Genomic DNA, 25596 nt, shown 5'->3' on the forward strand with positions numbered 1-25596 from the left:
AAGATGTTAATAACAAGATCCCTGACTTCTTCAAGAAGTTGCTGATCTGAACCTTGTTTACGGCTAATAAGCAGCAATTCTCATTTTGAAAATACCTAAACCGATAAATTACGTAGGGGCAAACCCCCTGTGGTTGCCCTAAACTTATGGGTAGGCACGGGGGCGCTACCCCTACATTAAATCCAAATTTTTTATATAATCAATTTTGCCTACCTACTTATCAATAAGTAATCTTACTGGAAAATTTTATGTCTGTTTTTCTACCAACCCTGAAAGAGCAAGGTCTTCTTGACCAAGTTCAGATCACAATATGTAATGTAGGTTCACGGAAAATATCATCAGCAGATGATTATGGTGCTGGAGATTGGAACGTTTTTGCACCTAACTTAACTATTTATGGTTTTGATGCTGATGCTGATGCTTGTGAAGCGGTAGAAGCGGAATTAGAATCAAAAGGAATTAATTGGACTGAAAAGCATATTCCTTTGGCACTGGGTAAATCTATAGGGGAAGCGACTCTTTATGTAACGAAAGCTCCTATGTGTAGTTCATTGTATGAACCAAATGAGCCATTGCTTTCCAGATTTGCAAATTTGCCAGAATTAGCAGGTTTGGATTTTACTATAGAAATTGAGACAACAACATTAGATACTTTTTGTCAAGCAGAAAGAATTGATAGTATAGATTTCTTACAGATAGATGTGCAAGGTGCAGACTTAGACGTTTTACAAGGAGCATCTGAGATTTTAACCCGTGGTGTGTTGGGGGTGCAGATTGAGGTTGAGTTTTCACCTTTATATTTAAATCAACCTTTGTTTGCTGATGTGGATACCCATCTCAGAAAAAATGGTTTTACATTATTTAACTTAGCAACTGCCTATCGTCCTCGCGCTCGTTCACCCATAGTATCAACAAAACGCCCTGGACAGATTCTCTGGGGAGATGCTTTCTATCTTCAAGATCCCATAGGGGAAAATGTCAATCCTGCTGTTAAAGAACCTGGTAAAATCTTCAAAGTAGCTTGTGTCGCTGATGTTTTAGGTTTTCCTGATTACGCTTTAGAGCTATTAGAGTACCTGACTGTTAATTATGGAGACAATCCACAATACAACTTTGCCAAAACTATTATGGAGTGTTTATCTCAATTTCCCCAATTAGTTGAAAATGGGTTAAATTCTTTACCTATAGTAGCTAATATTATTCCTTATCTCAACAGATAAATTGAAGCTTGTCGTGAGGACATTAATCATGATCATCTTAACTCTGAGCGATAAATCGCTCACTACAAAAGAAAATCAAGATTGAGTTTCTATGATAATGAAATCAAAATCTTTGAGAACTAAGAGTAGCTTTTGTAGTAAGTGAAAAACCTGGATTTTTTCTATTGGTTCTCCTGTCAGAGGATTAAAAGGTCTAAACTTTTGCCAATGTTCCACTAGAGACATCATTGATAGGGATTGATCAAACAAAGGTAGCAAGCACAGAGCCATTGAGCTATCTACATAAACAAATTCCTTCGTTAAAGCTAAATCTTGAGAGACGGAAAAGATTTTGCCTTCACTTACACAAGCAGTAACATTTGTTTTGAAATTGGGGTTTTTAAACTGTGGATGCAGATGTACTGTTGCATTTTCCCATTCATAGTCAGACCATTCAGAAATTGGTACAAAAGGATGTGCTGCTTGGGGATGCCCGCACCAGAAATCTAGTAATCTATAAACAGGGTGGAGAAGTTCAAATAATTGAAGCTGATCTTCTATGGAAGCTTCCAGTAAACTCATTCCTAGAAAAACAGGTAAATTATCTGGTTCTTTGAATAAGTTCATCAAGTCCCATTGTCGCCAATTTTTCATCTTGATAAACTCTAAATCAGCCGACCTTAAAGCTGAAAACATATCAGGAATAGTATAACCTTTATCTCCTTGAAATAAGAAATTCATGAGAATATCCTCTTTTCCGTTTTCTCCTTCATAATTAGAATTCCAAGTTTCAGATTTGAGATTGACATTATCTTTTAATGCTCTCATGGTATCCACAACCATCTCTAGTTCTAACTCCTCTGGGTTATCATCCATCAAACCCATGAGACTAAAGAGTTTTTGAGCGCGAAAATGGGAAAATCTTTGCAATGAACTATGTAGATTAGCTCTAATAATACCTTCTGGTTTTAATACAGATTTCATGGTTTTAAGAGCCACAACAATATCAGGAAAAAGATAAAGAACTTCATCACAGTTAATATAATCAAATTGATAATTTAGCTGTTGTAAATCATAAATTGACAATACATGAAATTCAGCATTATCAAAACCATTATATTCTAAACGCTGCCGTGCAAATTTAATTGATTCTTCTGAGATATCAATACCCACAATTTTTGCACCTGGATTAGCTTCTGCTAATATCAAAGATTTATAACCAGTACCACATCCAGCATCTAAAATTACTTTGTCTTTGCTGTCTATTACTTTCTGATTTCTCAAATAGTAGGAGGTAGTTATGTTGTGAATATATAGAGCATTAACATCATCTTGAGGTGATTTATCCAGAGGATGATTTGGATAAGGTGCGCTATCAAATTGCTTGCGGATTTTATCCCATAAATCAGATGTTGAATTTGTCATGGTAATACCTCTTAGTTGATGATGATATTTGCTGATATTTATTAGTTATGTAGAGATATTTGCGGAAACGTCTCTAGATTTCTGGTTGTCTTTTGGCTCAAAGCTAAATATGTACCCCAAGAACAGTATGCCCCAATATTTGAGATTTATTTCACTACAGGACTAAAGTCTTGACTAGGATCTTTTATGATATATTAAGTTAAGCATAGTCATTATGAGTATATATAAAGATATGCCTAACCCCACAGTTGAAAACTTAGTAATTATCGGTTCTGGTCCTGCTGGCTATACAGCCGCTATCTATGCGGGACGTGCTAACTTAAAACCCGTTGTTTTTGAAGGATTCCAAGCGGGAGGTTTACCGGGGGGACAACTCATGACAACCACAGAAGTTGAGAACTTTCCCGGTTTTCCCCAAGGGATTACAGGTCCCGAATTAATGGCTAATATGAAGGCACAGGCGCAACGGTGGGGAGCAGAATTATATACTGAAGATGTGATTGCTGTAGATTTGAGTCAGCGTCCTTTGATTATCCGTTCCCAAGACAGGGAAGTCAAGGCACATAGTTTAATTATCGCTACAGGTGCAACAGCCAAACGCTTGGGTTTACCCAGTGAAGATCAATTTTGGAATCGGGGAATTTCCGCTTGTGCAATTTGTGATGGAGTTCTCCCCATGTTTCGTAGTGCAGAGTTAGTGGTAATTGGTGCGGGTGACTCCGCTGCGGAAGAAGCTATTTTTTTAACTAAATATGGTTCTCAAATTCATCTATTAGTACGGTCTGAAAAAATGCGGGCTTCTAAAACTATGCAGGATCGAGTTTTGAATAATCCAAAAATTAAGGTGCATTGGCATACAGAAGCGGTAGATGTAGTTGGTAAAGATAATATGACGGGGTTACAAGTCCGTAACAATCAAACTGGGGAAGAAAACACAATTTCCGCTAAAGGCCTATTTTACGCCATTGGTCACAAGCCCAATACAGACCTATTTCAGGAGCAATTAGAATTGGACAAGGTGGGGTATGTCACGACTAAAAAAGGAAGTCTGGAAACGAGCGTAGACGGTGTATTTGCCGCCGGCGATGTCCAAGACCATGAATTTCGTCAGGCTATTACCGCAGCGGGAACTGGTTGTATGGCGGCCATGTTAGCGGAACGGTGGTTATCTGCAAAGGGTTTAATTCAGGAATTTCATCAAAGTCAAGCACAAGTAATGCAACCAGAAACGCAGATAACAGAAATAGCTATAGAGTTTAATTTACAGACAACACGCCATGAAGGTGGTTATGCTTTAAGAAAATTATTCCATGAGAGCGATCGCTTGCTGTTGGTAAAATACATTTCTCCCGGTTGTGGTCCTTGTCATACTCTCAAACCGATTTTAAATAAGGTCGTTGATGAGTTTGATGGTAAAATCCATTTTGTCGAAATTGATATTGACAAAGATCGAGATATTGCGGAAAACGGTGGAGTGACGGGAACACCAACGGTACAGTTATTTAAAGCCCAGGAATTGGTGAAAGAAGTTAGGGGTGTCAAGCAAAAAAGCGAATATCGGCAGTTAATAGAGAGTAATCTATAGGGACTGGGGACTGGGGACTGGCAAGAATTTTTATGAAAGTAGGTAAATTATGGTTCAAGCTTTACCTCAAACTAAATTAGTCAGCTTTGAAGAGTTTATAGAGTGGTATCCAAATACAGGAGTCCGCTATGAACTACATGATGGAGTAATTATAGAAATGACACCACCTGTAGGAGATCATGAAGAAATTGTAGGATTTTTGGTTACAGCAATTATATTAGAGTTTAGTCGGCTAAAACTTCCTTATTTTATTTCCAAAACAGCTTTTATCAAATCACGAAACAGCAAATCAGCATATTCACCCGATATACTGCTGTTAAATCGGTCTAATCTCGTCAATGAACCTTTATGGAAAAAACAGTCTACTATTAGTGAATCTGCGTCTGTTCCTCTGGTGGTGGAGATTGTCAGTACAAATTGGCGTGATGATTATCACAAAAAACTAGCTGATTATGAGGAAATGGGTATTGTTGAATATTGGATTGTTGATTATGCTGCTTTCGGTGGTAGAGCATTTATTGGCAATCCTAAACAACCAACTATTTCTATTTACCAACTCATAGATGAGGAATATCAAGTTAGTCAATTTAGAGATAATGATCTGATTGTATCACCAAGTTTACCAGAATTGAGTTTAACTGCTAATCAAATTTTTCAAGCCGGTGTTTAGATGACAATTACAAAAAAGCAATTACCAAATTTCTTTAAATTTAGCAAAAATCCTAGCCTATCCCAGGGATTAATGGCAATTGGGATCGGTATGACTCTATTTTTCATCTTCTTAGCCTTTTTTGCCCCTGTTTTCCAAAGTTGGGGGTGGTTGCAAAATCCTAGAGAATTTCTCTCAAACCCCATTCATGAACCACCTTCGGCTAAACATTGGTTTGGCACAAGTCGTTTAGGTTATGATGTCTTTTCGCGCAGTGTGTTTGGTGTGCAAGCAGCGTTACAAGTTGTAACTTTAGCTACTTCCCTGAGCATGATCATCGGTGTGCCTTTGGGGATGATCAGCGGTTATTTGGGGGGGAAATTAGATAAAGCTCTGTTATTTCTTATGGATAGTATTTATACATTGCCAGGATTATTACTGTCCGTAACACTGGCTTTTGTCGTGGGAAGAGGCATCCTAAATGCAGCGATCGCCATTAGTATAGCCTATATTCCTCAATATTATCGCGTAGTCCGTAACCACACCGTCAGCGTCAAAACTGAAGTATATATCGAAGCTGCACAAGCGATGGGTGCTTCTACCTGGGTTGTCTTATCAAGGTATTTATTTTTCAACGTGATTCAAAGTGTCCCCGTCCTCTTTACCCTTAACGCCGCAGATGCCATATTAGTTTTAGGCGGTTTAGGATTTTTAGGGTTAGGATTACCGGAAGAAGTCCCGGAATGGGGATATGATTTAAAACAAGCTCTAGAAGCCCTACCTACAGGCATTTGGTGGACTACCTTATTTCCAGGTTTAGCAATGACAACCTTGGTGGTAGGGTTATCACTACTTGGTGAGGGGTTAAATGAATTTGTCAATCCTCGTCTCAGAAGAGAAAATAGGCAATAGTCATTGACAACTGACAAATGACAACTGACAAATGACAAATGACAACTGACAAATGACAACTGACAAACAAAAGAGATTATTGTGAACGATAATATTACTTTAATTGCGGCTGCTACGGGTGGGTTAATGCTTTCTGTAGCTTTATCTGGTATTTTAAAAGGCGCACCAATTACAGATTGGCAACAGGTACACAAAACTTCATATCCAATTGCAAATGTACAAGTTATTAGGAAAAATCAATAGAAGTGGGAATGGGTAATTGACAACTGACAACTGACAACTGAACTAATGACTAAACAAGTAATTGGGATTGATTTAGGGGGAACTGCGATTAAATTAGGGCGATTTACAGCAGATGGTAATTGTTTGCAATCTTTTTCTGTGGATACTCCCCAACCTGCAACACCAGAGGCTGTACTATCTGCTATTGTAGATGCGATCGCCCAAATTGACCCCAATAATGAAAGTATAGCTATTGGTTTAGGTACTCCTGGCCCTGCTGATGCTACGGGAAGAATTGCGAAAGTTGCTATTAATTTAGTAGGATGGCAAGATGTCCCCTTAGCCGATTGGTTAGAAGCGAAAACGGGTAAACCGACAATTTTGGCTAATGATGCTAACTGTGCGGGTTTAGGAGAAGCTTGGTTAGGTGCAGGCCGAAATTTCCCCAATTTGATTTTACTGACTTTGGGAACTGGCGTTGGTGGGGCAATTATTCTGGATGGTAAATTATTTGTCGGACATCAAGGTGCAGCAGCAGAATTAGGTTTAATTACCTTAAACCCTGATGGACCAATGTGTAATAGTGGGAATCAAGGTTCTTTAGAACAGCATACTTCCATATCTGCCATCCGTCGTCGCACAGGCAAAGAACCAGTAGAATTAGGCGCACTTGCTCAAGCTGGAAATGCAGAAGCCTTGACTTTTTGGCAAGAATATGGTAAAGACTTAGGAATTGGTTTAACCAGTTTACTCTATGTCCTGACACCCCAAGCCATTATTATTGGTGGTGGTGTAAGTGCCAGTTTTGAGTTTTTCTTACCCTCATTAAAAGCAGAAATCGAAAAACGAGTTTTACCAACATCTCGCGCAGGTTTGCAAATTCTCCCAGCAGAATTAGGAAATACAGCGGGAATGGTAGGTGCTGCTAAATTAGCATTAGGAATAGGTAATGGGTAATAGGAAAACTCCCTGCCCCCTGCCCCCTGCTTCTTCCCTCCTGACTCCTTCTATAATATATATCCAGTTTTTTGCTGAAGGTAGTATAAAACTTTTTCGTGGGCATCTGGATTACTCACTGGGTTAATTACCATTGGTGTGGTAAGGTGAGGCAACCAAAAGGTTAATCTGTTGTTGGGTTCATAACAAAAAGAACTAATACATGAAAGGTTAATGACATATTTATTTTTTTCATAAGTTATTGTTACCCAATCAGAATTATCTAATTCTAAATGCTGAATAGATTCTAAATAGGCAACTATTTTTTGATAGTCTTCCCAATTACTTTCAGGGTTAATTATTATAGGTATGGTACTATTAGGCAACCAAAAAGTGACTCTGCCATTCTTTTCGTAACAAAAAGTATTTACAAAGTCCAAATTAATTACATACTCTTTCCTCTGATACTGAATTTTAACCCAGTGTGCCACAAAATTCCCTCAGAACTGACTACACATTTTTGCCTCTCTTGAAGTAATTTTACCCAGAATCATGACAATTGTGTGTTTTAATTTAGAGTTTTCCGAGGGGCTTTCGGGCATTGATAATTGGCAATTAAGAAACTTCTACGGGTTTAGGTGTAGTAGTGGTAGAATGAGACTGAGAAATTGCAGCGGTCATAAATCCTTTAAATAAAGGATGGGGTGCATTGGGGCGAGATTGAAATTCGGGGTGAAATTGACAAGCGATAAAGAAAGGATGTTTGGGATATTCAATAATTTCCACTAATCTACCATCTGGAGATGTGCCACTCACCAAATAACCAGAATCTAATAATTGACTGCGGTAGACATTGTTAAACTCGTAACGGTGACGGTGGCGTTCATAAATGACTTCTTCTTGATAAAGTTGGAACGCCAAGGTGTTGGGAAGTACCCGACAAGGATAAAGTCCTAAACGCATTGTTCCGCCTAAATCTACTACATCCTGTTGTTCTGGAAGCAGGTTAATAACCGGATCATCAGTGTGGGGGTCAAATTCGGCACTATTGGCATTAGATAAACCTTCGACATTTCTCGCCCATTCAATGACGGAACACTGCATTCCTAAGCATAAACCTAAAAAGGGAATTTGGCGATCGCGGGCGTATTTAATCGCCGCAATTTTCCCATCTATGCCCCGACTACCAAAACCGCCAGGAACAATGATACCATCAACACCAGAAAGATAGTTTTCCGGTGGTTCATTTTCCAAAACTTCGGAATTTATCCAGCGCAGACGCAAATCACCATGAGTCGCAATAGCCGCATGACGTAAAGATTCAACCACGGAAAGGTAGGCATCACCTAACCGCACATATTTACCAACAATGGCAATTTCGACGGTGTATTTAGGATTATACATCCGGTCTACCATCGTTTCCCATTGCGTCATATTGGGTTGACGTTGTTCCATTTGCAGTAAGTTAAGAACTTGTTCGGCTAATCCTTCCCGTTCTAAAATTACTGGAACTTCATAAATACTGCGAGCATCTGGGCTAGTAATGACACATTCTACAGGGACATCACAAAACTCTGATAACTTTTGTTTTAAGCCGACAGGAATGGGGCGATCGCTGCGGCATACTAAGATATCTGGTTGAATGCCAATGGATCTTAATTCTTTAACAGAATGCTGAGTAGGCTTAGTTTTCATTTCTCCCGCAGCAGCAATCCAAGGCAACAAAGTAACGTGCATATATAACACATTACGCTTTCCTACTTCCTTCCGCAATTGACGGATTGCTTCTAAAAATGGTAGTGATTCAATATCACCCACAGTTCCGCCAATTTCCGTAATTACAGCGGAAGGATTAGTTTCTTTAGCAACTCTGAGAATTCGCTCTTTAATCTCATTGGTAATGTGAGGAATTACCTGAACAGTGCCGCCATTATAGTCGCCTCGGCGTTCCTTATTAATAACTGACTGATAAATCAAGCCAGTAGTAACACTGTTTAACCGAGACATAGAAGTATCAGTAAAGCGTTCGTAATGTCCCAAATCCAAATCTGTTTCCGCACCGTCTTGGGTGACAAAAACTTCCCCATGCTGAAAAGGACTCATTGTGCCTGGATCAACGTTAATATAGGGATCGAGCTTGAGAATCGAAACCGAATAATCCCGTGATTTTAGCAAACGTCCCAAACTTGCTGCTACAATTCCCTTACCAATACTGGAAACCACGCCCCCAGTCACAAAGATAAACTTAGTCATAGTATTTTCAATTTCTGGCAACTTCTAAATATAGATTTTGCTCCCGGAGGAGAATTTGTGTAGACGATTTTGGAGGCTTGTATGCAGAATGAATCTTACCCAATAACTGCACATCCTTTATTTGAGGCCAATGTACTGCTACCTGTACATCATTCATGTTTAATCCCATCTTGGCCATTGTGCCACAGTCCCTATCCTGAAATCTTTTGTATTTGTCCATGAAAAAACTCTTAGGATTAGTATTATTTAATTTTTTATTCACCTCCTCAGTTGCGTTAGCACAAGAACCACTTTTAGTAGTTTTTCCCCCGACAAACTACCAAACCAGCACAGAAAAAATATTTTTTATCGGTACAGCGCCCCCCGACGGGCAAGTTTTAATTAATGGTAAGCTCGTTAACCGTAGCAAGGCTGGGCATTTTTCCCCTAGTTTTCCCTTGCAGTTAGGAGAAAATATATTTAAAGTTCGTTACCAAAATCAAGAACGAGAGATTAAGATCATCAGGGTGTCTACTCAACCTGAGTTACCCCAAGGGTTAGGCTTTGCTAAAGATTCCTTGACTCCTGCTGTCGATATTGCCAGATTACCAGGAGAATTAATTTGTTTCAGTGCCGTTGCACCACCTCAAGCCACTGTCTCGGTTAATCTGGTGAATCAAAATATTCCCCTTTTACCCCAACCGTCACAAGCACAATTACCTCCCAATTCGAGTATTTTGACGGGGTTAAACCAACCTAATCTATCTAGTCTTACCAAATACCAAGGTTGCACAACAGTCGCAAATGCTGCTGATTTAGGAAAACCTCGATTTAATTTACAACTTAATGATCAAAGAATAACTCAAACTGGTTTAGGAAAAATCGAAATTCTCGCGCCGACACAGTTAGCAGTTGCGGAAATTGCATCAGAATCAGGCGCTGCTCGCACGGGGCCTAGTACCGATTATTCACGAATGACACCATTGCCAAAGGGAACTATGGCAAGTGTTACGGGGAAAGAAGGTGAATGGTTGCGCTTAGACTATGGGGCTTGGATTAATAGTAAGGAAACCAAGATTATATCAGGTGCGGTTGCACCACAGACAGTAATTCGGAGTGTAGGCTATCGGCAATTACCCCAAGCGACAGAGATGCGTTTCCCCTTACAAACTCCTGTGCCGGTGAGTGTAGAACAGGGAAATAACTCCTTTATTCTCACCCTCTACAATACCACTGCTCAAACAGACACAATTCGCCTAGATGATAACCCCCTAATTTCTCGCCTAGATTGGCAACAGGTAAGCCCCACACAGGTCAAATATACTTTTAACCTCAAAAATCTCCAACAGTGGGGTTATAAGCTGAGGTATGACAATACAACTTTGGTTTTAACTTTACGTCATCCACCCCAGCTTAAAAATAGCAACCGCCTACCTTTATCTGGCATCAAAATTGTACTTGATCCAGGGCATGGAGGTAAAGAATCTGGCGCTAGTGGACCAACGGGGTATTTGGAAAAAGATGTAAATTTGATAATTTCTCAATTGCTGCGAGATGAGTTAGTGAAGCGCGGTGCTAAAGTGGTAATGACAAGAGAAGATGATCGAGATGTGTCCTTAGTTGAACGTCAGGTAATAATTAATAAAGAAGAACCTGCGATCGCTCTTTCCATTCATCATAACTCTTTACCAGATAATGGTGATGCTGAAAAAACTAAAGGCTTTGGTACTTTTTGGTATCATCCTCAATCACATAGCGTGGCAATATTTTTACAAAATTACGTAGTTAAAAAACTCGGTAAACCTTACTACGGTGTGTTTTGGAATAATTTAGCACTGACTCGTCCTAGTGCTGCACCTGCGGTATTATTAGAATTGGGTTTTATGAGTAATCCTAATGAATTTGAAGAGATAGTTAATCCCCAAGCACAGCAGAAAATGGCTAATACTTTGGCTGACGGGATAACTGAATGGTTTAAAGGCATTTATCTAACCGCAGAGGCGCAGAGGACGCAGAGGTAAGAGGTAAGAGGGTGTGGTTTGGCTAGGTTTCAAAATGTCGCCGAAAGCGATTGTCAATTTTATCTGTTTTTTGTTGGTTGCAGTTTAAGCAGAGTGTTTGTAAGTTACTAATATCGTTTTTTCCCCCACGAGATAAGGGGATAATATGATCAATGCTGAGTTGCGTTTCTTGGGAGATTTTACCGCAGCTTTGACATTGATATTTATCTCTTTGGAAAACGTAGTTTCTGACTTCTTGAGGTATGGGGATTCGTGGGGTTTTGTTCATTTCTGTCTGATAGCGTAGCGTGGCGAAAGCCATATCAGGATATCCAGGATTTAAGGATGTACAGGATGTGGTTTGGTATTTATATTTTGGGATTTCTTGACTTTATCATTTGAGAATAAAGTTTTTATTTTTCAGTATTTTATCTAATTGTACTAATATGTTTTTAGTTAATTATCAATTTTAACATAAATTAAAAATTATTCTAAAATCCTGATTCTAACAATTAATAATCCTGAAAATCCTTAAATCCTGGACATCCTGATTCTGACAATTAAGTAAAATCACATCCACACAAACAAATTCTATCTGCGTGGACTGATTAATTTATGATGTAGCTTCGTTTATCTTACGTCGTAAATCATCAAGGGGTGATTCTGGTTTTTTGATTTCTGGTGTTTGTTCAATTTCTGGTTCATTGGAAAAAAATTCTAAAGTTACTTTGATTCTTGCTTTTCCTTTTTGCCAACTTTTACCAGGTTTTAAAACTTGACAATTTACACCTTGACGTAACCAATAATCATCTTGAAAACATGGAAGTTGACCACAACCTTGAGAATTGAATTTATTGTTTAATACCTCTAACTTATTTTGCACAATTACTTCTGACATGACTGAAACCAATTTACTTAATTTGAAGGTAGCATTGTTAAACGTAATCACAACATCACCTTGTTCAGAATCTAAACTTTGAAACTTATCTTCCATTTCTTTCTTCCTCTGTGTTCTCTGTGTCTCTGCGGTTCGTTAAAAAAATACTTATGGTGAACACAGAAAAACCCTGTATTCACCCCACACATTATACCTCTTCTTCCCCAATTATCGGCAGTAAATGTTCATATAACTGCATCGCTTGTAAACAGCTATTAATTCCCGCAACTGCTGTATTATATTCCTCAATTTTCCCCGCAACCTGACTCAACAAACGTTGATTATTAGCAATTTTTTCTTCGACTTCTTGTTGTAATGTTTTCTCCAAATAAGCCCGCGCATGAGGATATTGTTGTAATATCTCATCTGCTTGTTTTTCTCCCATTGGTAACAACTGAGTTTTGATAGTTTGGTTGATAGTTTGACGGAAAGATTGACGAATAGTATGGGAAACTTTAGGTTCAAAGTCTAACTTTAATAATTGTCTAATTGCAGGTTCAGCATCAACTATACTTTCTGCGTCGTAACCTTGAGAAGTTTGTTCTAATACTTGTCGAAATTGATAGATAGAAAATGTGCCTTCATTATAAAATCTGGGACTTTCTCGCACAAATCTATCACACTCGACTCTAGCAGTATTTACCAAAGCTTGAGAAACTTGTTGTTCTAGGATTTTTACCTGTGCTTCTATTCCTCCATCATTCCCTAATAAGCGATACAATTGACGGTAATATTCTGATTTTCTAATCTTTGTTATTAATTGTTGGAATAGATTAGCAATTACTTGTTCGCAAGATTCTATTAAAATGTCTTCCAACTGATTTGATAGGTAATAAAAAGCCTCTACCAAAATGGCTAATAAAGGTGCGGTTGCGTTACGAGGATGGCTTAATGTTGCCCGTCGGTAAGCTTCTGCAACGGAAAAGGTATCTAGTAATTCATCCAAACGACGAATCATTCGTGATTGTAATTGTCGAAAATCTGTTTCAAATTCTTCACAGTTATTATTAATTAACCTGTTGACTTCATCATGAATATGTTGATGAAAATCTCTCCCAACTTGCTGGAGTTGCTGATTCAATTTTTGCAACTCATATTCTTTCATGCTTTCGATTTCTCGCGGTTGACTATCTAAATCAATTTGCACACTTTGATAGTGTTTTTTGAGTTTGATACAAACATCTTCTAAATCATCAGCCAGATTTTTAAATAATTGGGGACGTTTTTCTTCTGTGAGATAGCGGGTAATTGATGTGCGAAATTCTTCAATTCCACTATCTTGAATGAGTTGGTTAATTAACGGTGTTCCCTGTTCGCTTAAAATTCTCACATAGTTTTCATTGGGAGTTTCAAAGTTAGTAACAGCAATACGGAATTGACTATGAGATAATTTTTCCGAAGTACAATAACGATTGAATTCATAAACAAATTGTGGTGTTTCTTCTTTCCCATTTAAACCTTTAACACTTTCTGCAAAAATCGAATCTAATCCAAATCTATCTAATCTCGTTGTTTGTTTAAGTTGACTTCCGTAAAATCCTAACAAACCACTAGTTTTATAAACTCTAGAAGTATCTCGAAATTGACTGTTAATTAAATTTTCTAATCTTTGTCTAAGTTGGTTATTGTACCAAGTTTCATCAATGCGATTAAAGATATAAAAAACTCTGTCTCTTATCCCTGCATTCTCCCGCATGGTTTCCAACAGTTCAGTTTCTTCCTTTGTCATATCTCCTGCTGACGCAGGTTTGAGAACACAAACTACTGCTGATGTATCTGAATGTTGAATTTTTTGATATGTTAATTGTGCATCTTTTTCAACTGGTGCATCAATTCCTGGTGTGTCTATAATGACGTTACCATCTTCTAAAAGGGGATGATAACAATAATATTCAATTCGTTTTAAAACCGCGCTATTACTACCTCTTCTAGCATATCCTGCGGCTTCTTTGAGGTTAGTAAAATTAAATTGTTCCATTGAGTATGTCGCATTATTAATTGTATTAATGCGATCTCGGTTTGTGACATATCCTTCTAATAGCAAAATTAATGCTTTTGCTTGTTTTCCTCGTTCTGATTTACTTTCTCCACCTTCTTGTTGAATAATTGCTGTACAACCTTGATGCAATAAATCAATTACATCTTGTTTATTAATATTTTCTACAGTATTAAATCCCAATTGTTGACATAAAAATACCGCTTGTTCTTGAATTTCTACTTCACTCAAAAAGGTTAAAACTACTCTTTCTGAATCTGCTGGTGCATATTCAATTTTACATTCTGTACCAGTCGCGTGTCCTTCTGCACTATATAATAATTCTCGCTCTAATAGTGCATTAATCAACATGGATTTACCCGCACTAAAAGCACCTGCAAATACAATTTCAAACTTGGGAGAAATTGCTTTATCCAAAGAAATTTGCACAGATGTAATATCTTGAGAACGCAAAGCCGCTTCTTGGTGTAGAAGTTGGAGAATAGATTCAACTTGTGGTTGCAATTGCTGACACTGGGGCATTAAACTTGACATAAAAAGTAGGAAACAAGGTGCATAAGTATTGTAATACTACTTGTTGCAATTTAGCTACATCATGCCCAAAGCACCACAAGTCATATATATTCAGTAAGCACTATTTTTTAGCAATAATTTGTTTAATCGTGTCTATTTCAGATTCACGAGGAATCATCCATTGTTCAATATTCAATTCATCCAAAATATCTTTTCCCTTGCTATTTTGATCCATTTCTAAAAGAGTTGAAGCCAATTTTTTCTGAATTTGAATTGCTTTCGATGATAAAACAAGTTGATGAAAAGCTTTCTTTTGTTCTGATGTTGCTATATATTTCACCAGACTTTTTGTTGCTTCTCCTAATTGCTCATAAGTATCCTTATAAACAAAACCTAACATTGCATCAGTTTCTTTATTAGCAATAGCCTTAATAACAGCTAACCAAGTAGATTTATCAATTAATTCAGCGGGTTTAATTCCTTGAGTTTCCAGCGCATCTAAACCTATTTTGGTGGCTAACATACTCGTCACACTGACCAAATTAGACTCTTGAAATGATTCTAGAGAAGGATTATCTAAATCATGATTAGCAATAAAAACCACTTCATCATATAAATTACTTGGACGTGCTACAGAAATAAAATTGTTTTTCAACAAATTCATTGTATCGGCTGGATTACCATAAACGATGTCTGCATCGTTCATTTTTTGATGAAATTCCTGAAAATCCATTGCTAATTCAAAATGAACTGTTTGATCAAGATTTTGGCTGAGATATTGTGCAAATCTAAACCAGCGATCTGGTTTTTTTGCTGTATCATGAGGGCAAACCATTAAATTTAGTTTATCCATTGTTAATTCTTCCCTAACTTCAGAGAATGAAGTTGATTGTGTTTCTCTTTTTATTTTTACTCAGTACGTTAGCTCAATATTGATACTTGTTGCAGAACTTAATATATTTTATTAAAACGCCTAAAGTTACAGAGTTGCTAATACTGAGTATGATCTAATGAAATTTAGGGACTTACGTAACTCCACTTAGATCATCCCTAATGCACCACGAGTTACACCTAATTGGTTTTGTAGTTTCAATTCTCTCCAAAGTTGCGAACCGATGATTTCTCCTGCGAGTAATTTTTGGTAGCTTTGTATTGTTTTTTGCACTTGTTCCGGTGTTTCATTGACAAATTCAATGCGGAAGTGCTGTAAACCCAATGATATTAACCGTTGCACGTATTCCGCTCCAGTTTGTGCTGTGGCGTTATATACTGTATTTCTACATCCTGCGTCAGCTTTAAGAATGTGTTCACTACCTACCCTATCTCTGATTGTGACGGCTTGTGTATCGCAAGGTCTACCACAATTGGTGTAATCTGTTCCGTCAGATAAAAAAGCACAAAATACACAATGTTCCATGTGAAACATGGGTATATGTTGATGAACTGTGACTTCAAAATTTTGCGCTGGATAATTGGTAATTAAATCTTCGAGTTGGTGAATATTTAAGTCATAAGAAGCTGTTAATCTTTCTAAATTAAAGCGGTTTTTAAAGTAATCTGCTGTTAAGGGGTTAGCGATATTTAGAGAGAAATCACCAACACATCTTTCTGTGGCAAAATATTCTAATTGATCATAATTTCTAATTAAATAACCATCAGCTTGGGAAGCAATAACTTGTTTTAAAATCCAGGTTTCTCCAGGTTTGGTTATCCGGGGTGGTGCGACAAAGATGCTAATTTCTTTTTCACATTCTCGCACTATTTTTACTGCTTCTTTATAATTGCGAGGATCTTCAAATTCGCAATATATGGTTTTGATATCTGCTGTTAATACTGCTTTTAATTGTGCGATGTTTCTCACCAAAACAATCAGGGAACCAGAAGCGGGAATTGGTGTGGATTGAGAACTAATTAAATCTTGCCATTTTCCCTGATGATTTAATTCCCAAAGTTTGGGTCTACTTCTTAATTCCTCTAATTTGCTGACTATTTCCCGACGCATTCGGTTTAACTCACTCACGGGTAACATAATATTACCGTTGAGATTATTTATAAAAGTGTCTAAATGGAAAGGTGTATTTCCTAACCGTCCAAATTGTTCTTTTAATCTTTCTGTAGAGAGAGGTTTTGTATGTGCCTCAGCTATCAATATTTCTGATTCTACTTGAACTATATTCCAAGATTGATCACGCGATATAGCTATTAATTTTTCGCCAATTTCTCCATGCACTTCTATATTAATTGGTCTGGTAAATTGGGGATGTTCTCCAGTATAACTTTGCCGAATTTGCTTGTCTAATTCAGGATCATTGGTTTTCCAAACTTTATCACCTATGTGAATATTATGGAAATTTAAATCATTTCTGCCAAAAGTTAATATTACATCTCGACCATTGGGAATGACTGCATATATTCTTCCTCCTTCTTCCCTTCTTTCTGGATGTCCACAATCAAAAACAATCCCATCTCCTGGTTTAACAGGTGCTTCTAATTTCACTGTTATTTCTGCATTTCTAATTCGGGTAACTTCTCCTAAATAAACACCGCGTTTTTTGCCAAATCTGGCGTGAACTAATTCTTGATTATTAATTCCCTCAAACCAACCTGTATATAGTCCGCGAGAAAATGCCATTTCTAAATTATATTGGTCTTTTTCTCGACTAGAAAATGTTTCTATATTTGTTTCTAATAGTTGATTTAATGCTTGACGATAAACGCGAGTCACGTTAGCAACATATTCCGGTGCTTTCAAACGTCCTTCAATTTTTAAGGAAGTAACTCCAGATTTTACTAATTCTGGTAAAACTTCTAAACCAGCTAAATCTTGAGGACTTAATAAATATTTTCGATCACCTAAATTAATAACTTCACCATCTGCAATTAAATCATAAGGCATTCTGCAAGCTTGAGCGCATTCTCCCCGATTTGCAGAACGTCCTCCTAATGCTTCGCTGGTTAAACATTGTCCAGAATATGCGACGCACAAAGCACCGTGAACGAAAACTTCTAAAGGTAAGGAAGTATTTTTTTGAAATATTTGTTGTTGAATTTTATTAATTTCCGAAATGGAACATTCTCGCGCTAAAACTACCAATTGACAACCCAAAGATTGAGCAAATTCTACCCCCGCAGCACTGGTAATAGTCATTTGGGTGGAAGCATGAATCGGAAAGTCGGGGGAAAGATGACGAATCAGCCGACAAATACCCACGTCTTGCACGATGACAGCATCAACACCCGCAGCAATGATGGTTTTGAGGTATTGCTGTGCTTCCGTTAGTTCCTGGGGAAAAATGAGGGTATTCAGCGTGATATAACCTTTGACTCCCCGCAGGTGCAGAAATTCCATTAATTCGGGTAAATCTGCTTCTGTGAAATTCTCAGCCCGCATTCTCGCGTTAAACTTTTCTAAACCAAAGTAAATCGCATCCGCACCATTTTCTACTGCTGCTTGAGCGCATTCCCAGTTACCCGCAGGTGCTAGGAGTTCAGGGATTTTGAGGGTAGGGGTGGAGATGCTTGTCATTTTGGTTAAGTCGAGGTTATGTCAGTTTATAGATTGTATCTAAATTGGGGGTGGTTGTGGGAAAGAGAAAAACGACAATTACTGTTGTTCTATCACAAGGAAATACCGCTGAATTGTTGGAATAAACTAGTAGCGTAAGAATCAGTCATTCCCGATATATAGTCTGTAATTGTCAGAATTTTTGTAGATAAAACTGGTAATTTTCTGGTTCAGTTTTACCCAGTTTTTGAGGTGTTAGTAGTTTATTCTAATCCATCATAGTTGTTTTATTTGAATTTTCTAATCAGTTTAAACAGTAGGCGTAACGGCAACAGATGATAGAAAATTAATTAAATCCTGTATCAACGGATGTTGTTGCAATATCTGAATTTCCTCATCACTGATATTACCAAATATTTGCTCAATAACTGGCTTACTTTTTTGCAACCTAAAAACTTCTACTAAAAATCTTCTTGGCTGACTTTTAGCAAATTGCCATTCTAAATCATTAAAACTACGTTTAGCTATTTTCTCAATTAATGATTTGTCTTGTAATAAAATAACTTCTATTTCTGGAGTTGCTAGGCTAACTTTAAAGGGAATACCATGAAATGCTTGACCCAGTAGATTATTAATTAAATCATATTTTTCAGAAATCTGCTCCTGATCTTCTGTATCTGCATCTAACACTAAAGCAACGGGAGTTGACCTAGTAGCAAGCAGTGAACTAGCTAAAGAACGCGCTCCATAAGATCCCACACCTTCTACAAATTGAGTATCTTGAATAAGATGTTTTGGCAGCAATCGCTGTAAGATTTCTATGTCCGTTTTTCCTTCTGTAATAACATAAGCTAGGGTCATGGTATAGCCTCAATGGTAATATTGTAATTGGGAAGACCTTGCTCAACGCAAAAACGATATTTTTTAATTAATCCCCTACATATACATTTATTTTGTAGGCAATAATAAATTTCAGATCCTGTCCATAGGAAAACATTGTGAGGAGCAATAGATATTGTTAAAGTTTCTGTCGATTCTGTAAATCCATTCCGACTAAACACACTCGCAACAGTTGATGTAGGTCTACGTAGTAGCTGACTTTTTAGCTTGGCTATAGGTTCAAATTTAATTGCTTCAGATGTATCCTTACATTCTATAAGACAAGCCAAACCATCTGCATAAACGACTCCATCAATTTGCTCTAGTTCTTTTCTATCTCTATAAACACTATAAGGCCAAGTTACGTCAGCACCATCAAGTTGAAATGCACGTAAAACTAAATATTCTAATGCTTTTCCTTTGTCCCAACCAACAGTCTTGGTATTACCTAACTCAATCTCTGACCATAAATTAATTAAATCATCCCAGTTATAGCCGGAAATTCTGGCTTTATACTCTGCTCCTGTAGGCATAATTTCGATTCAAATGCTCGTATTTGTTATATGTTGACTCACAAAAAATAAATTCAAAAACAACCCACAAAAAAGCAGCAGAAAACTATTTATTGCCCTAACATACTAAAAAAGCGGGCTATAACCCCGCTATTAGCAATGAAATATTAAATTTTTGAAATTTGAAAATGGCTCAGGTCAGATTTGAACTGACGACCCCAGGCTTATGAGTCCCGTACTCTAACCAACTGAGCTACTGAGCCACGTTGTTTTATCAACTTATATTAAGATAGCATACCAATTTGCATTTGACAACTATCAATTTCCAAATTCCTACCTCAAAAATCAAAAGAGGGAGTTTACCTCCCTCAATTAACGAGACAATCAGGAATTAAATCCGATTTGGTAAGAAAGCGATAGGGTTAACAGCACCCTTGCCAGATGGATGAACTTCAAAATGAGTGTGGGGACCAGTGCTGAAACCAGTGCTACCCATAGCCGCAATTGTTTGACCTCGTTGCACTCGTTGACCAGCTTGCACCAGAATCCGGCTGTTGTGACCATAACGAGTCAAGCTACCATCATCATGGCGGATATCCACAAGGTTACCGTAACCACCGTTATTCCAGCCAGCCTTCTCGACTACACCATCAGATGCGGCATAAATGGGTGTACCAGTAGAGTTGGCAATATCAATCCCTCTGTGCATTCTTCCCCAGCGCCAGCCATAACCAGAGGTAAGAACTCCCTTAGCAGGCCAAATATAGCCTGTAGTAGAATTAGAGGGGAAATTACTATTATCCTCAGTTGTCTTAGGCAGGTATATGTCCACTGCTGCTATAGGTGGTAAAGCTGGAGAAACAGAAGTTCCGCGCAATTTTCCTAAAGAGTCAGAAGAACTCTTACGAGCAGGAGGAACTGTTAACTTAATCCCAGATGACTTGCGGGGAGAATTCCAGCCCACACCAGTTTTACTAGGTAGGAATTCAGGGTTAATTGGCTCGTTGGTGGGAGCAGACGCTGTAACTATGGTCTTAAACTGTTGATTGCTGTAGCTTGGCAATATTGCTTGAGGTACAGGAATCTGTAGTGCGTTTGCTTGAGATACTACTGACTCACTGGATGATTCAATAGCAACAGGTACAGATTGACCATTGTTTTCAGAACCAGTAGCACCTAGACCAGCTTGTTGAGCGCGGTATTTATATCGTAATCTCTCAATTTCTGCCTGTAAGCTGCGAATACGTTCATTACCTTTAGCTTTAGATACCTTTTGCACGGGTTTTTGTGACCCATGCTTTTGGGATCCAGTTCTTGGTAATGGACTATCACCACCTAAGCCATAGGATTCACTAGGCGCGGGTAATGCTTGGGGGATAACAATAGGGATAGTAGTCTGCCCTTGGCTATCCGTCACTATTGGCGCAGGAATATTCAGACGGTTAGCAATACTAGGATTATTATTCCGTTTTTGCTCCCCTGTCACGACTGGGACGGGGATAGTCACACTATTAATAGCAGAAGTATCAGAAGTATCAGGACTTTCCGACTGCGCTGTTGCTATTGGCGAAGGAACTATAACACTGGTATTGTTAGCAACAAATGAGTTAGTGTTAAAACTAGGAGTATTTAAAGAAGAATTATCCACCCTGCTAGATTTTTCTAGCATATTTGCCGCAGGAATAATTAGCCTTTGATTAATTTGCAGTTGATTAGGATCACTCAGATTATTAGCTCTAACTAGCTCGGAAACTGAAGTACCGTAATTGTTAGCGATCTCTGCTAATGTATCTCCGGGCTTAACTTCATAGGTTGAAGAAGGCAATTGTGCGACAACTTTTGTTGAGGCTGATACAGGCATGGGTATTTGCTGTATCGTCGCACTGGTTTCTTTGTTCTGTTTCAACCTAGAAATAAGTTCGGCTTGGCTGGAATCAGTCAAATTCTCTGACTGTTCTGATCCTGATATTTTAGCTACAGTGGTTGGCTGTGCTTTATTAATACCAGTTTTTGATAAATCTTGGGTTTGTTCAGAGCGCAACTCTGCCAAGCTATTTCTTAATCGGTTTGATTTTTCCTGTAAGCGATTGAGGGCAAACTCTTGCTGTGCCTTCAGTTGAGCATCAACATTCCCGTTAGCCAATTCTGTCGCTGACAAATTTTGGGGTGTAATGGTAGTACCAGTGACACCTTCTGTGCTAGACAACTGTGGCGCTGTTTCAACCAGTTGGTTATCCACTGGTGATGTAGACTGAACTGGGCGATTCCTCACTCCCTGTGCTAATTGGGGTTGTGAGTTGACAGAATTTTCGTCAGATGTCTTGGTTGGGAAAATTGCCTTGGATGCAGTGCCTTCGACAGGTATGCTGTTGGTTGCGATTTGCCATTTAGCTTCAAGCCCAGGTACTTGTGAAACTACTGTTGGTTCCAATATGACGGGATTTGCAAACGCGGCTGCTGGTGAGACGGTTTGGGACTCCAGCTTAGTGGCGGCAAATTTCATTTCAGTCTCGGAAACAGCCGGAATTGTTGAAGCTGCTTTTTGACTACCAACAGGAGCCGCTGCTTGGGCTTGATCGCTTTGTCGAGTCACCAAAAGGCTGGTTGCTCCCATGGATATTGCCAAGCCAATCATGGCGGCCCGATGAGTCCGCGCCCGGCGGGTCATTTTGGGATTGATCTCATAATTTGTTTGCTCTACCGGGGCATCATCGCTGCTGGGGGTATTGTTCAACACAGCCTTCTCTCTTTTTTTCAATGCTCGTTTCAAAGACGACCTCCTATGATCACTAGCGTTTAACTGATCTTGATTTTTTAGTTGGATATTAATTCATGATTGATATCACATCAAACCACATATCAAGATCACATTCACCAGAGACACTTACGCAAGATTAACCTGCTTCTCTGATTTAAACAAGTTCATACACCTTAGTAAATCTTAAAATTTTTGGTGCTGTCTTGTCCAAGTCACTCCTCACAACCCAGGAATGTTTGCTTTTAACAGTTATCTACAATCCTAACTGCTGTAAATAGCACGAACTAAACAAATATCATAACTTGGCTAGGTCTATTGTTGCTATTAGCTCATGAGTCTCTAGGATTTCTGAAAAAGCGATGATCCTGCTGTAAACACTTTCAAGATTTTTTGACCTAATCCGTCTTATCAACAGCAGACTTTACGTTTATTCTTCCCTAAAAAACAACCGTATACAATACCTGCAATTTTTGCATTATTTTGTTGTACTTCTGAATACAAAATTATCCAAATCATTGACAGTCAAGGTTTTTGGTAGTTTTCTCTTTCTCAACTCAGAACATCAGAACTGACTAAATTCTATCTTTGGCAGTTAGATCACCCTCAAAATATCTATACAAATTTCTTATGTCACTGCCAGGAGGTTTATCAGTGTTTATTACTACGTACTCCTTACTTGATGTATGCTATACAACATTATTTTAACAGGTTTTGCTCTGATTGATCTCATAAATATGTTTCTAGCACACTTAATCAAAGATTTTGATTGGTGAATATGAATTATTGTAAATAGCCTAACTGACGACGACATTCAAATAAACCTATGGCCACACTGACTGATAGGTTCAAACTCCGAACACCAGGTTCATACATGGGAATATACAAGGTAGATTCACAACTAGAGAGAACATTGGCTGATAAACCTGCTGTTTCACTGCCAAATAACAGCCAGTCATCCGCTTGAAATTCAAAATTAGTGTAGTTAAAATCACCTCGAACAGTAAAACCTAAGCATCTGCCTCCTCGTTGTTTGTGTACGTTTTCAAATACTTCTATGGATTCATGATAATGAAGCTTAACGTAAGGCCAATAATCTAACCCTGCTCGTTTAAGATAGCGATCGCTAATTTCAAATCCTAAAGGACCGACCAAATGTAATTCTGTGCCTGTAGCGGCACAAGTCCGGGCAATATTACCAGTATTAGGAGGAATTTGTGGGTTCACTAAAACTATCTGGGGCATCTTTTTCAAATCTGAATTATATATTAAGGAAATTCTTCCTGTCTAAAAATCTACCAAAATATAGAGACGATATATAGTTTTTTTTAATATGTGCGAAGTATTTCCTATTGATTAGTTTTTTTTAATCAATTAGAGAGAGGAAATGAGGATCTGAGTGAGAGAATATTTATCTTTACTCTTGCCTATTCCCTCTGGTCTGTTGTCTATTCCCTGTTAGAGTCGAAGGCGGGTATTATCCCGCGCTCCTCTCTGTTAAATCTGGGCGTGCGACTTTCACCGCACCCAGCTTCCGATGTTCTTAGCTTTCGCTTTTGCTCATGTGGATATAATCGTGGCAGCTTTCGTGAATGGCTAGAAGGTTTTTAGTTTTCCAGTTTTGGTGGTTTCCATCAACATGATGTAAATGTACCTTCTCATCACTAAGCATTTTTAGCCCACAGTGACCACATTTATGGTTTTGCCGTTTAAGGGCTTTAGAGGTGTTATCGTCATATAACTTACTGTTGCGTTCGCTCCAATAAGTTAAATCTCCGTCGTATGGCGATTTCTCACCTTTGACCTTGATGTATTTGTTTTCGGAGTAAGGAACTGATGGGAATGCCTTGTCTAGTAATTGCTTACTGGTATGGCGATTCTGTTTCTTTTCCCTATTGAATACCCTAAATGCTTTTGTTTCGATGTGGAATAGCGAGTTACGTGACTCGTTCATCTTGCAGAAGCGGTGGTAGTTCCTCCAACCTCTAACTACAGGGGCTAATTTCTCAGCCTTTGTGGTAGCTCCATAATTCGAGTTGTTGACGATGAATTTTACCTTCTTGCGAAAAGCTTTGAAGTTGTCCACTGATGGAACGCATCTAAACTTTCCGTTTTTCTGGACTTTGAAGTACCAGCCGAGGAAATCAAACCCATCTGTCGCGGCGGTTAGCTTTGTCTTTTTCTCACTGACATTCATTCCCCGCTCTGCTAGGAACTGACTGATTTTGTCAAGTATTTTTGTGGCATCGTCTTGTGGTCTGAGAATTATCACCATGTCGTCCGCGTACCGGATTGATGGCTCGACAATCTTATTGCTTGGGGTTTTGTCGGTAATTTTAAAACCATTAGTATGGTATCTATGAATACTTTCAATCCCATTTAAGGCGATGTTGGCTAATAGTGGACTTACAACCCCGCCTTGTGGTGTTCCTTGTTCGGGAAACTCTGGATTGACTCCGGCTTTGAGACATCGGAAGATTCCTTGTCTTATGCTATAAGGAGCGATGAGTCTATCCATTATGGCAGTGTGGTTTATCCTGTCAAAGCATTTTTCGATATCGAGTTCTATAACTCGTTTATCTATTCCATTGGCTTGGGAGTTTAGACTACTGAACAGTTGTTTCTGTGCGTCATGCGCTGAACGTCCTGTCCTGAAACCGTAACTCCTAGCGTGGAAGGTTGCCTCGTGTGCTGGTTCTAATGCGTATTTGACAAGACATTGGTATGCTCTGTCCGCAATAGTGGGGACTTTGAGAATCCGAGTTTTACCATCCTTTTTGGGAATGGGTATTTCTCGTAACCCCTGGTGTTTCCAGTTATTACTTTCGGTTCTGAGTTTTTCACTCAGTTGAAACCTTTGCTCATAAGTGAGCGCGGTTTTTCCGTCAATTCCCGCTGTCTTTTTCCCAGCATTTAGCTGTGTTACTTGACGAATAGCCAGTAATCTTGCTGCGGTTGATTTCAGAATCAGCTTTTGTAGGGACTTAGCTTTGCGCTTGTCGCCAACTTGAACCGCTTTATACACTCGTTTTTGTAGGCGGAATAAGTTACGGCGGAATTTCTTCCAAGGTAGCGTCTTCCAGGATTCACTAGAGTTGTCTCTGTGTCTAATCATGCTCTGCGACCAATTTGTGTATTCTGAACACCTCAGACCAATTACGGTCTGTCCTACCCGAATTGAAGGGGATTCCGCTGCTCGTCCAGCCTACTTAGGGTTCGACCGCCCTTAGACCCTCAATCCGTTTTTATTCGTTCCCTCGGTTGATTGTTAGTTCCGTTAGGTGTAGCCAATTCAACCACTGGATTCCCTAGACTCTTGCCGCTATTCCTGCGAGATGC

Annotated in this window: 22 protein-coding genes and 1 tRNA gene; 7 read left to right on the forward strand and 16 right to left on the reverse strand. The window is 38.6% G+C overall.

Going from position 1 to position 25596, the window contains the following annotated elements; translation table 11 throughout:
• Positions 1-248: 248 nt before the first annotated feature.
• Positions 249-1220, forward strand: a complete 972-nt coding sequence (locus FJR11_RS02300; RefSeq protein ID WP_168502106.1) for an FkbM family methyltransferase — start codon at positions 249-251, stop codon at positions 1218-1220.
• A gap of 75 nt (positions 1221-1295) precedes the next feature.
• Here the strand turns inward: FJR11_RS02300 and FJR11_RS02305 are convergent, their stop codons facing one another.
• Positions 1296-2624 (reverse strand): class I SAM-dependent methyltransferase, encoded by a 1329-nt coding sequence (locus FJR11_RS02305; RefSeq protein WP_168502107.1) that lies wholly within the window; start codon positions 2622-2624, stop codon positions 1296-1298.
• Between the two features lie 232 nt (positions 2625-2856).
• On the opposite strand from FJR11_RS02305, the gene trxB reads away from it, so the two are divergent.
• From trxB to FJR11_RS02330, 5 genes are all read left to right on the forward strand, one after another.
• Positions 2857-4209, forward strand: coding sequence for a thioredoxin-disulfide reductase (gene trxB, locus FJR11_RS02310; RefSeq protein WP_168502157.1), 1353 nt, complete (start codon positions 2857-2859; stop codon positions 4207-4209).
• Between the two features lie 49 nt (positions 4210-4258).
• Positions 4259-4879 (forward strand): Uma2 family endonuclease, encoded by a 621-nt coding sequence (locus FJR11_RS02315; RefSeq protein WP_168502108.1) that lies wholly within the window; start codon positions 4259-4261, stop codon positions 4877-4879.
• Positions 4880-5770, forward strand: coding sequence for an ABC transporter permease (locus tag FJR11_RS02320; protein ID WP_168502109.1), 891 nt, complete (start codon positions 4880-4882; stop codon positions 5768-5770).
• An 81-nt stretch (positions 5771-5851) separates the two neighbouring features.
• The gene (locus FJR11_RS02325; RefSeq protein WP_168502110.1) at positions 5852-6013 is read left to right on the forward strand and encodes a hypothetical protein; all 162 of its coding nucleotides are present in this window, start codon (positions 5852-5854) and stop codon (positions 6011-6013) included.
• A gap of 45 nt (positions 6014-6058) precedes the next feature.
• Positions 6059-6949, forward strand: coding sequence for an ROK family protein (locus tag FJR11_RS02330; RefSeq protein WP_168502111.1), 891 nt, complete (start codon positions 6059-6061; stop codon positions 6947-6949).
• Positions 6950-6999: 50 nt separating this feature from the next.
• Here FJR11_RS02330 and FJR11_RS02335 read toward each other — a convergent pair whose 3' ends face one another.
• The 3 genes from FJR11_RS02335 to FJR11_RS02345 form a co-directional block, all read right to left on the reverse strand.
• Positions 7000-7419, reverse strand: coding sequence for a hypothetical protein (locus tag FJR11_RS02335; protein WP_168502112.1), 420 nt, complete (start codon positions 7417-7419; stop codon positions 7000-7002).
• Positions 7420-7543: 124 nt separating this feature from the next.
• On the reverse strand, positions 7544-9181 hold the full coding sequence (locus tag FJR11_RS02340) for a CTP synthase (RefSeq protein ID WP_168502113.1): 1638 nt from the start codon (positions 9179-9181) through the stop codon (positions 7544-7546).
• Positions 9182-9188: 7 nt separating this feature from the next.
• Positions 9189-9401, reverse strand: a complete 213-nt coding sequence (locus FJR11_RS02345) for a hypothetical protein (protein WP_168502114.1) — start codon at positions 9399-9401, stop codon at positions 9189-9191.
• Between FJR11_RS02345 and FJR11_RS02350 the strand changes: the two genes are divergently transcribed.
• Complete coding sequence (locus FJR11_RS02350; protein ID WP_168502115.1) at positions 9400-11181, forward strand: N-acetylmuramoyl-L-alanine amidase; 1782 nt, start codon at positions 9400-9402, stop codon at positions 11179-11181. The two genes, FJR11_RS02345 and FJR11_RS02350, sit on opposite strands and share 2 nt — an antisense overlap.
• A 22-nt stretch (positions 11182-11203) precedes the next feature.
• Here FJR11_RS02350 and FJR11_RS02355 read toward each other — a convergent pair whose 3' ends face one another.
• The 12 genes from FJR11_RS02355 to FJR11_RS02410 all read right to left on the reverse strand — a co-directional run bounded on the left by FJR11_RS02355 (position 11204) and on the right by FJR11_RS02410 (position 25372).
• Complete coding sequence (locus FJR11_RS02355) at positions 11204-11449, reverse strand: HNH endonuclease (protein ID WP_168502158.1); 246 nt, start codon at positions 11447-11449, stop codon at positions 11204-11206.
• A 324-nt stretch (positions 11450-11773) separates the two neighbouring features.
• Positions 11774-12154 carry a KGK domain-containing protein gene (locus tag FJR11_RS02360; protein WP_168502116.1) on the reverse strand — a complete coding sequence of 127 codons (381 nt, stop codon included), beginning with the start codon at positions 12152-12154 and terminating at the stop codon, positions 11774-11776.
• 91 nt (positions 12155-12245) lie between these two features.
• The gene (locus FJR11_RS02365) at positions 12246-14627 is read right to left on the reverse strand and encodes a dynamin-like GTPase family protein (RefSeq protein WP_168502117.1); all 2382 of its coding nucleotides are present in this window, start codon (positions 14625-14627) and stop codon (positions 12246-12248) included.
• Between the two features lie 100 nt (positions 14628-14727).
• Positions 14728-15459, reverse strand: a complete 732-nt coding sequence (locus FJR11_RS02370; protein ID WP_168502118.1) for a phosphate/phosphite/phosphonate ABC transporter substrate-binding protein — start codon at positions 15457-15459, stop codon at positions 14728-14730.
• Between the two features lie 186 nt (positions 15460-15645).
• Positions 15646-18132, reverse strand: coding sequence for a U32 family peptidase (locus FJR11_RS02375; RefSeq protein ID WP_168502119.1), 2487 nt, complete (start codon positions 18130-18132; stop codon positions 15646-15648).
• A 92-nt stretch (positions 18133-18224) separates the two neighbouring features.
• Entirely contained in the window at positions 18225-18311 is an 87-nt protein-coding gene (locus tag FJR11_RS23460) for a hypothetical protein (RefSeq protein ID WP_371417437.1), read from the reverse strand.
• A gap of 109 nt (positions 18312-18420) precedes the next feature.
• Positions 18421-18972: a hypothetical protein gene (locus FJR11_RS02385; protein WP_168502120.1), complete on the reverse strand. Its 552-nt coding sequence runs from the start codon at positions 18970-18972 to the stop codon at positions 18421-18423.
• Positions 18969-19523, reverse strand: coding sequence for a restriction endonuclease (locus tag FJR11_RS02390; protein ID WP_168502121.1), 555 nt, complete (start codon positions 19521-19523; stop codon positions 18969-18971). Before FJR11_RS02390 ends, FJR11_RS02385 begins: the two co-directional genes overlap by 4 nt.
• A 168-nt stretch (positions 19524-19691) precedes the next feature.
• Positions 19692-19765 (reverse strand) — tRNA-Met (locus FJR11_RS02395).
• 128 nt (positions 19766-19893) lie between these two features.
• Complete coding sequence (locus FJR11_RS02400; RefSeq protein ID WP_168502122.1) at positions 19894-22272, reverse strand: peptidoglycan DD-metalloendopeptidase family protein; 2379 nt, start codon at positions 22270-22272, stop codon at positions 19894-19896.
• Positions 22273-23040: 768 nt separating this feature from the next.
• Complete coding sequence (locus FJR11_RS02405; protein ID WP_168502123.1) at positions 23041-23502, reverse strand: tRNA (cytidine(34)-2'-O)-methyltransferase; 462 nt, start codon at positions 23500-23502, stop codon at positions 23041-23043.
• A 298-nt stretch (positions 23503-23800) separates the two neighbouring features.
• Entirely contained in the window at positions 23801-25372 is a 1572-nt protein-coding gene (locus tag FJR11_RS02410; RefSeq protein ID WP_168502124.1) for a reverse transcriptase domain-containing protein, read from the reverse strand.
• Between the last annotated feature and the right edge of the window lie 224 nt (positions 25373-25596).

Origin of the sequence: Anabaena sp. UHCC 0187 (assembly GCF_009712035.1) — a bacterium.
Lineage (GTDB): Bacteria > Cyanobacteriota > Cyanobacteriia > Cyanobacteriales > Nostocaceae > Dolichospermum.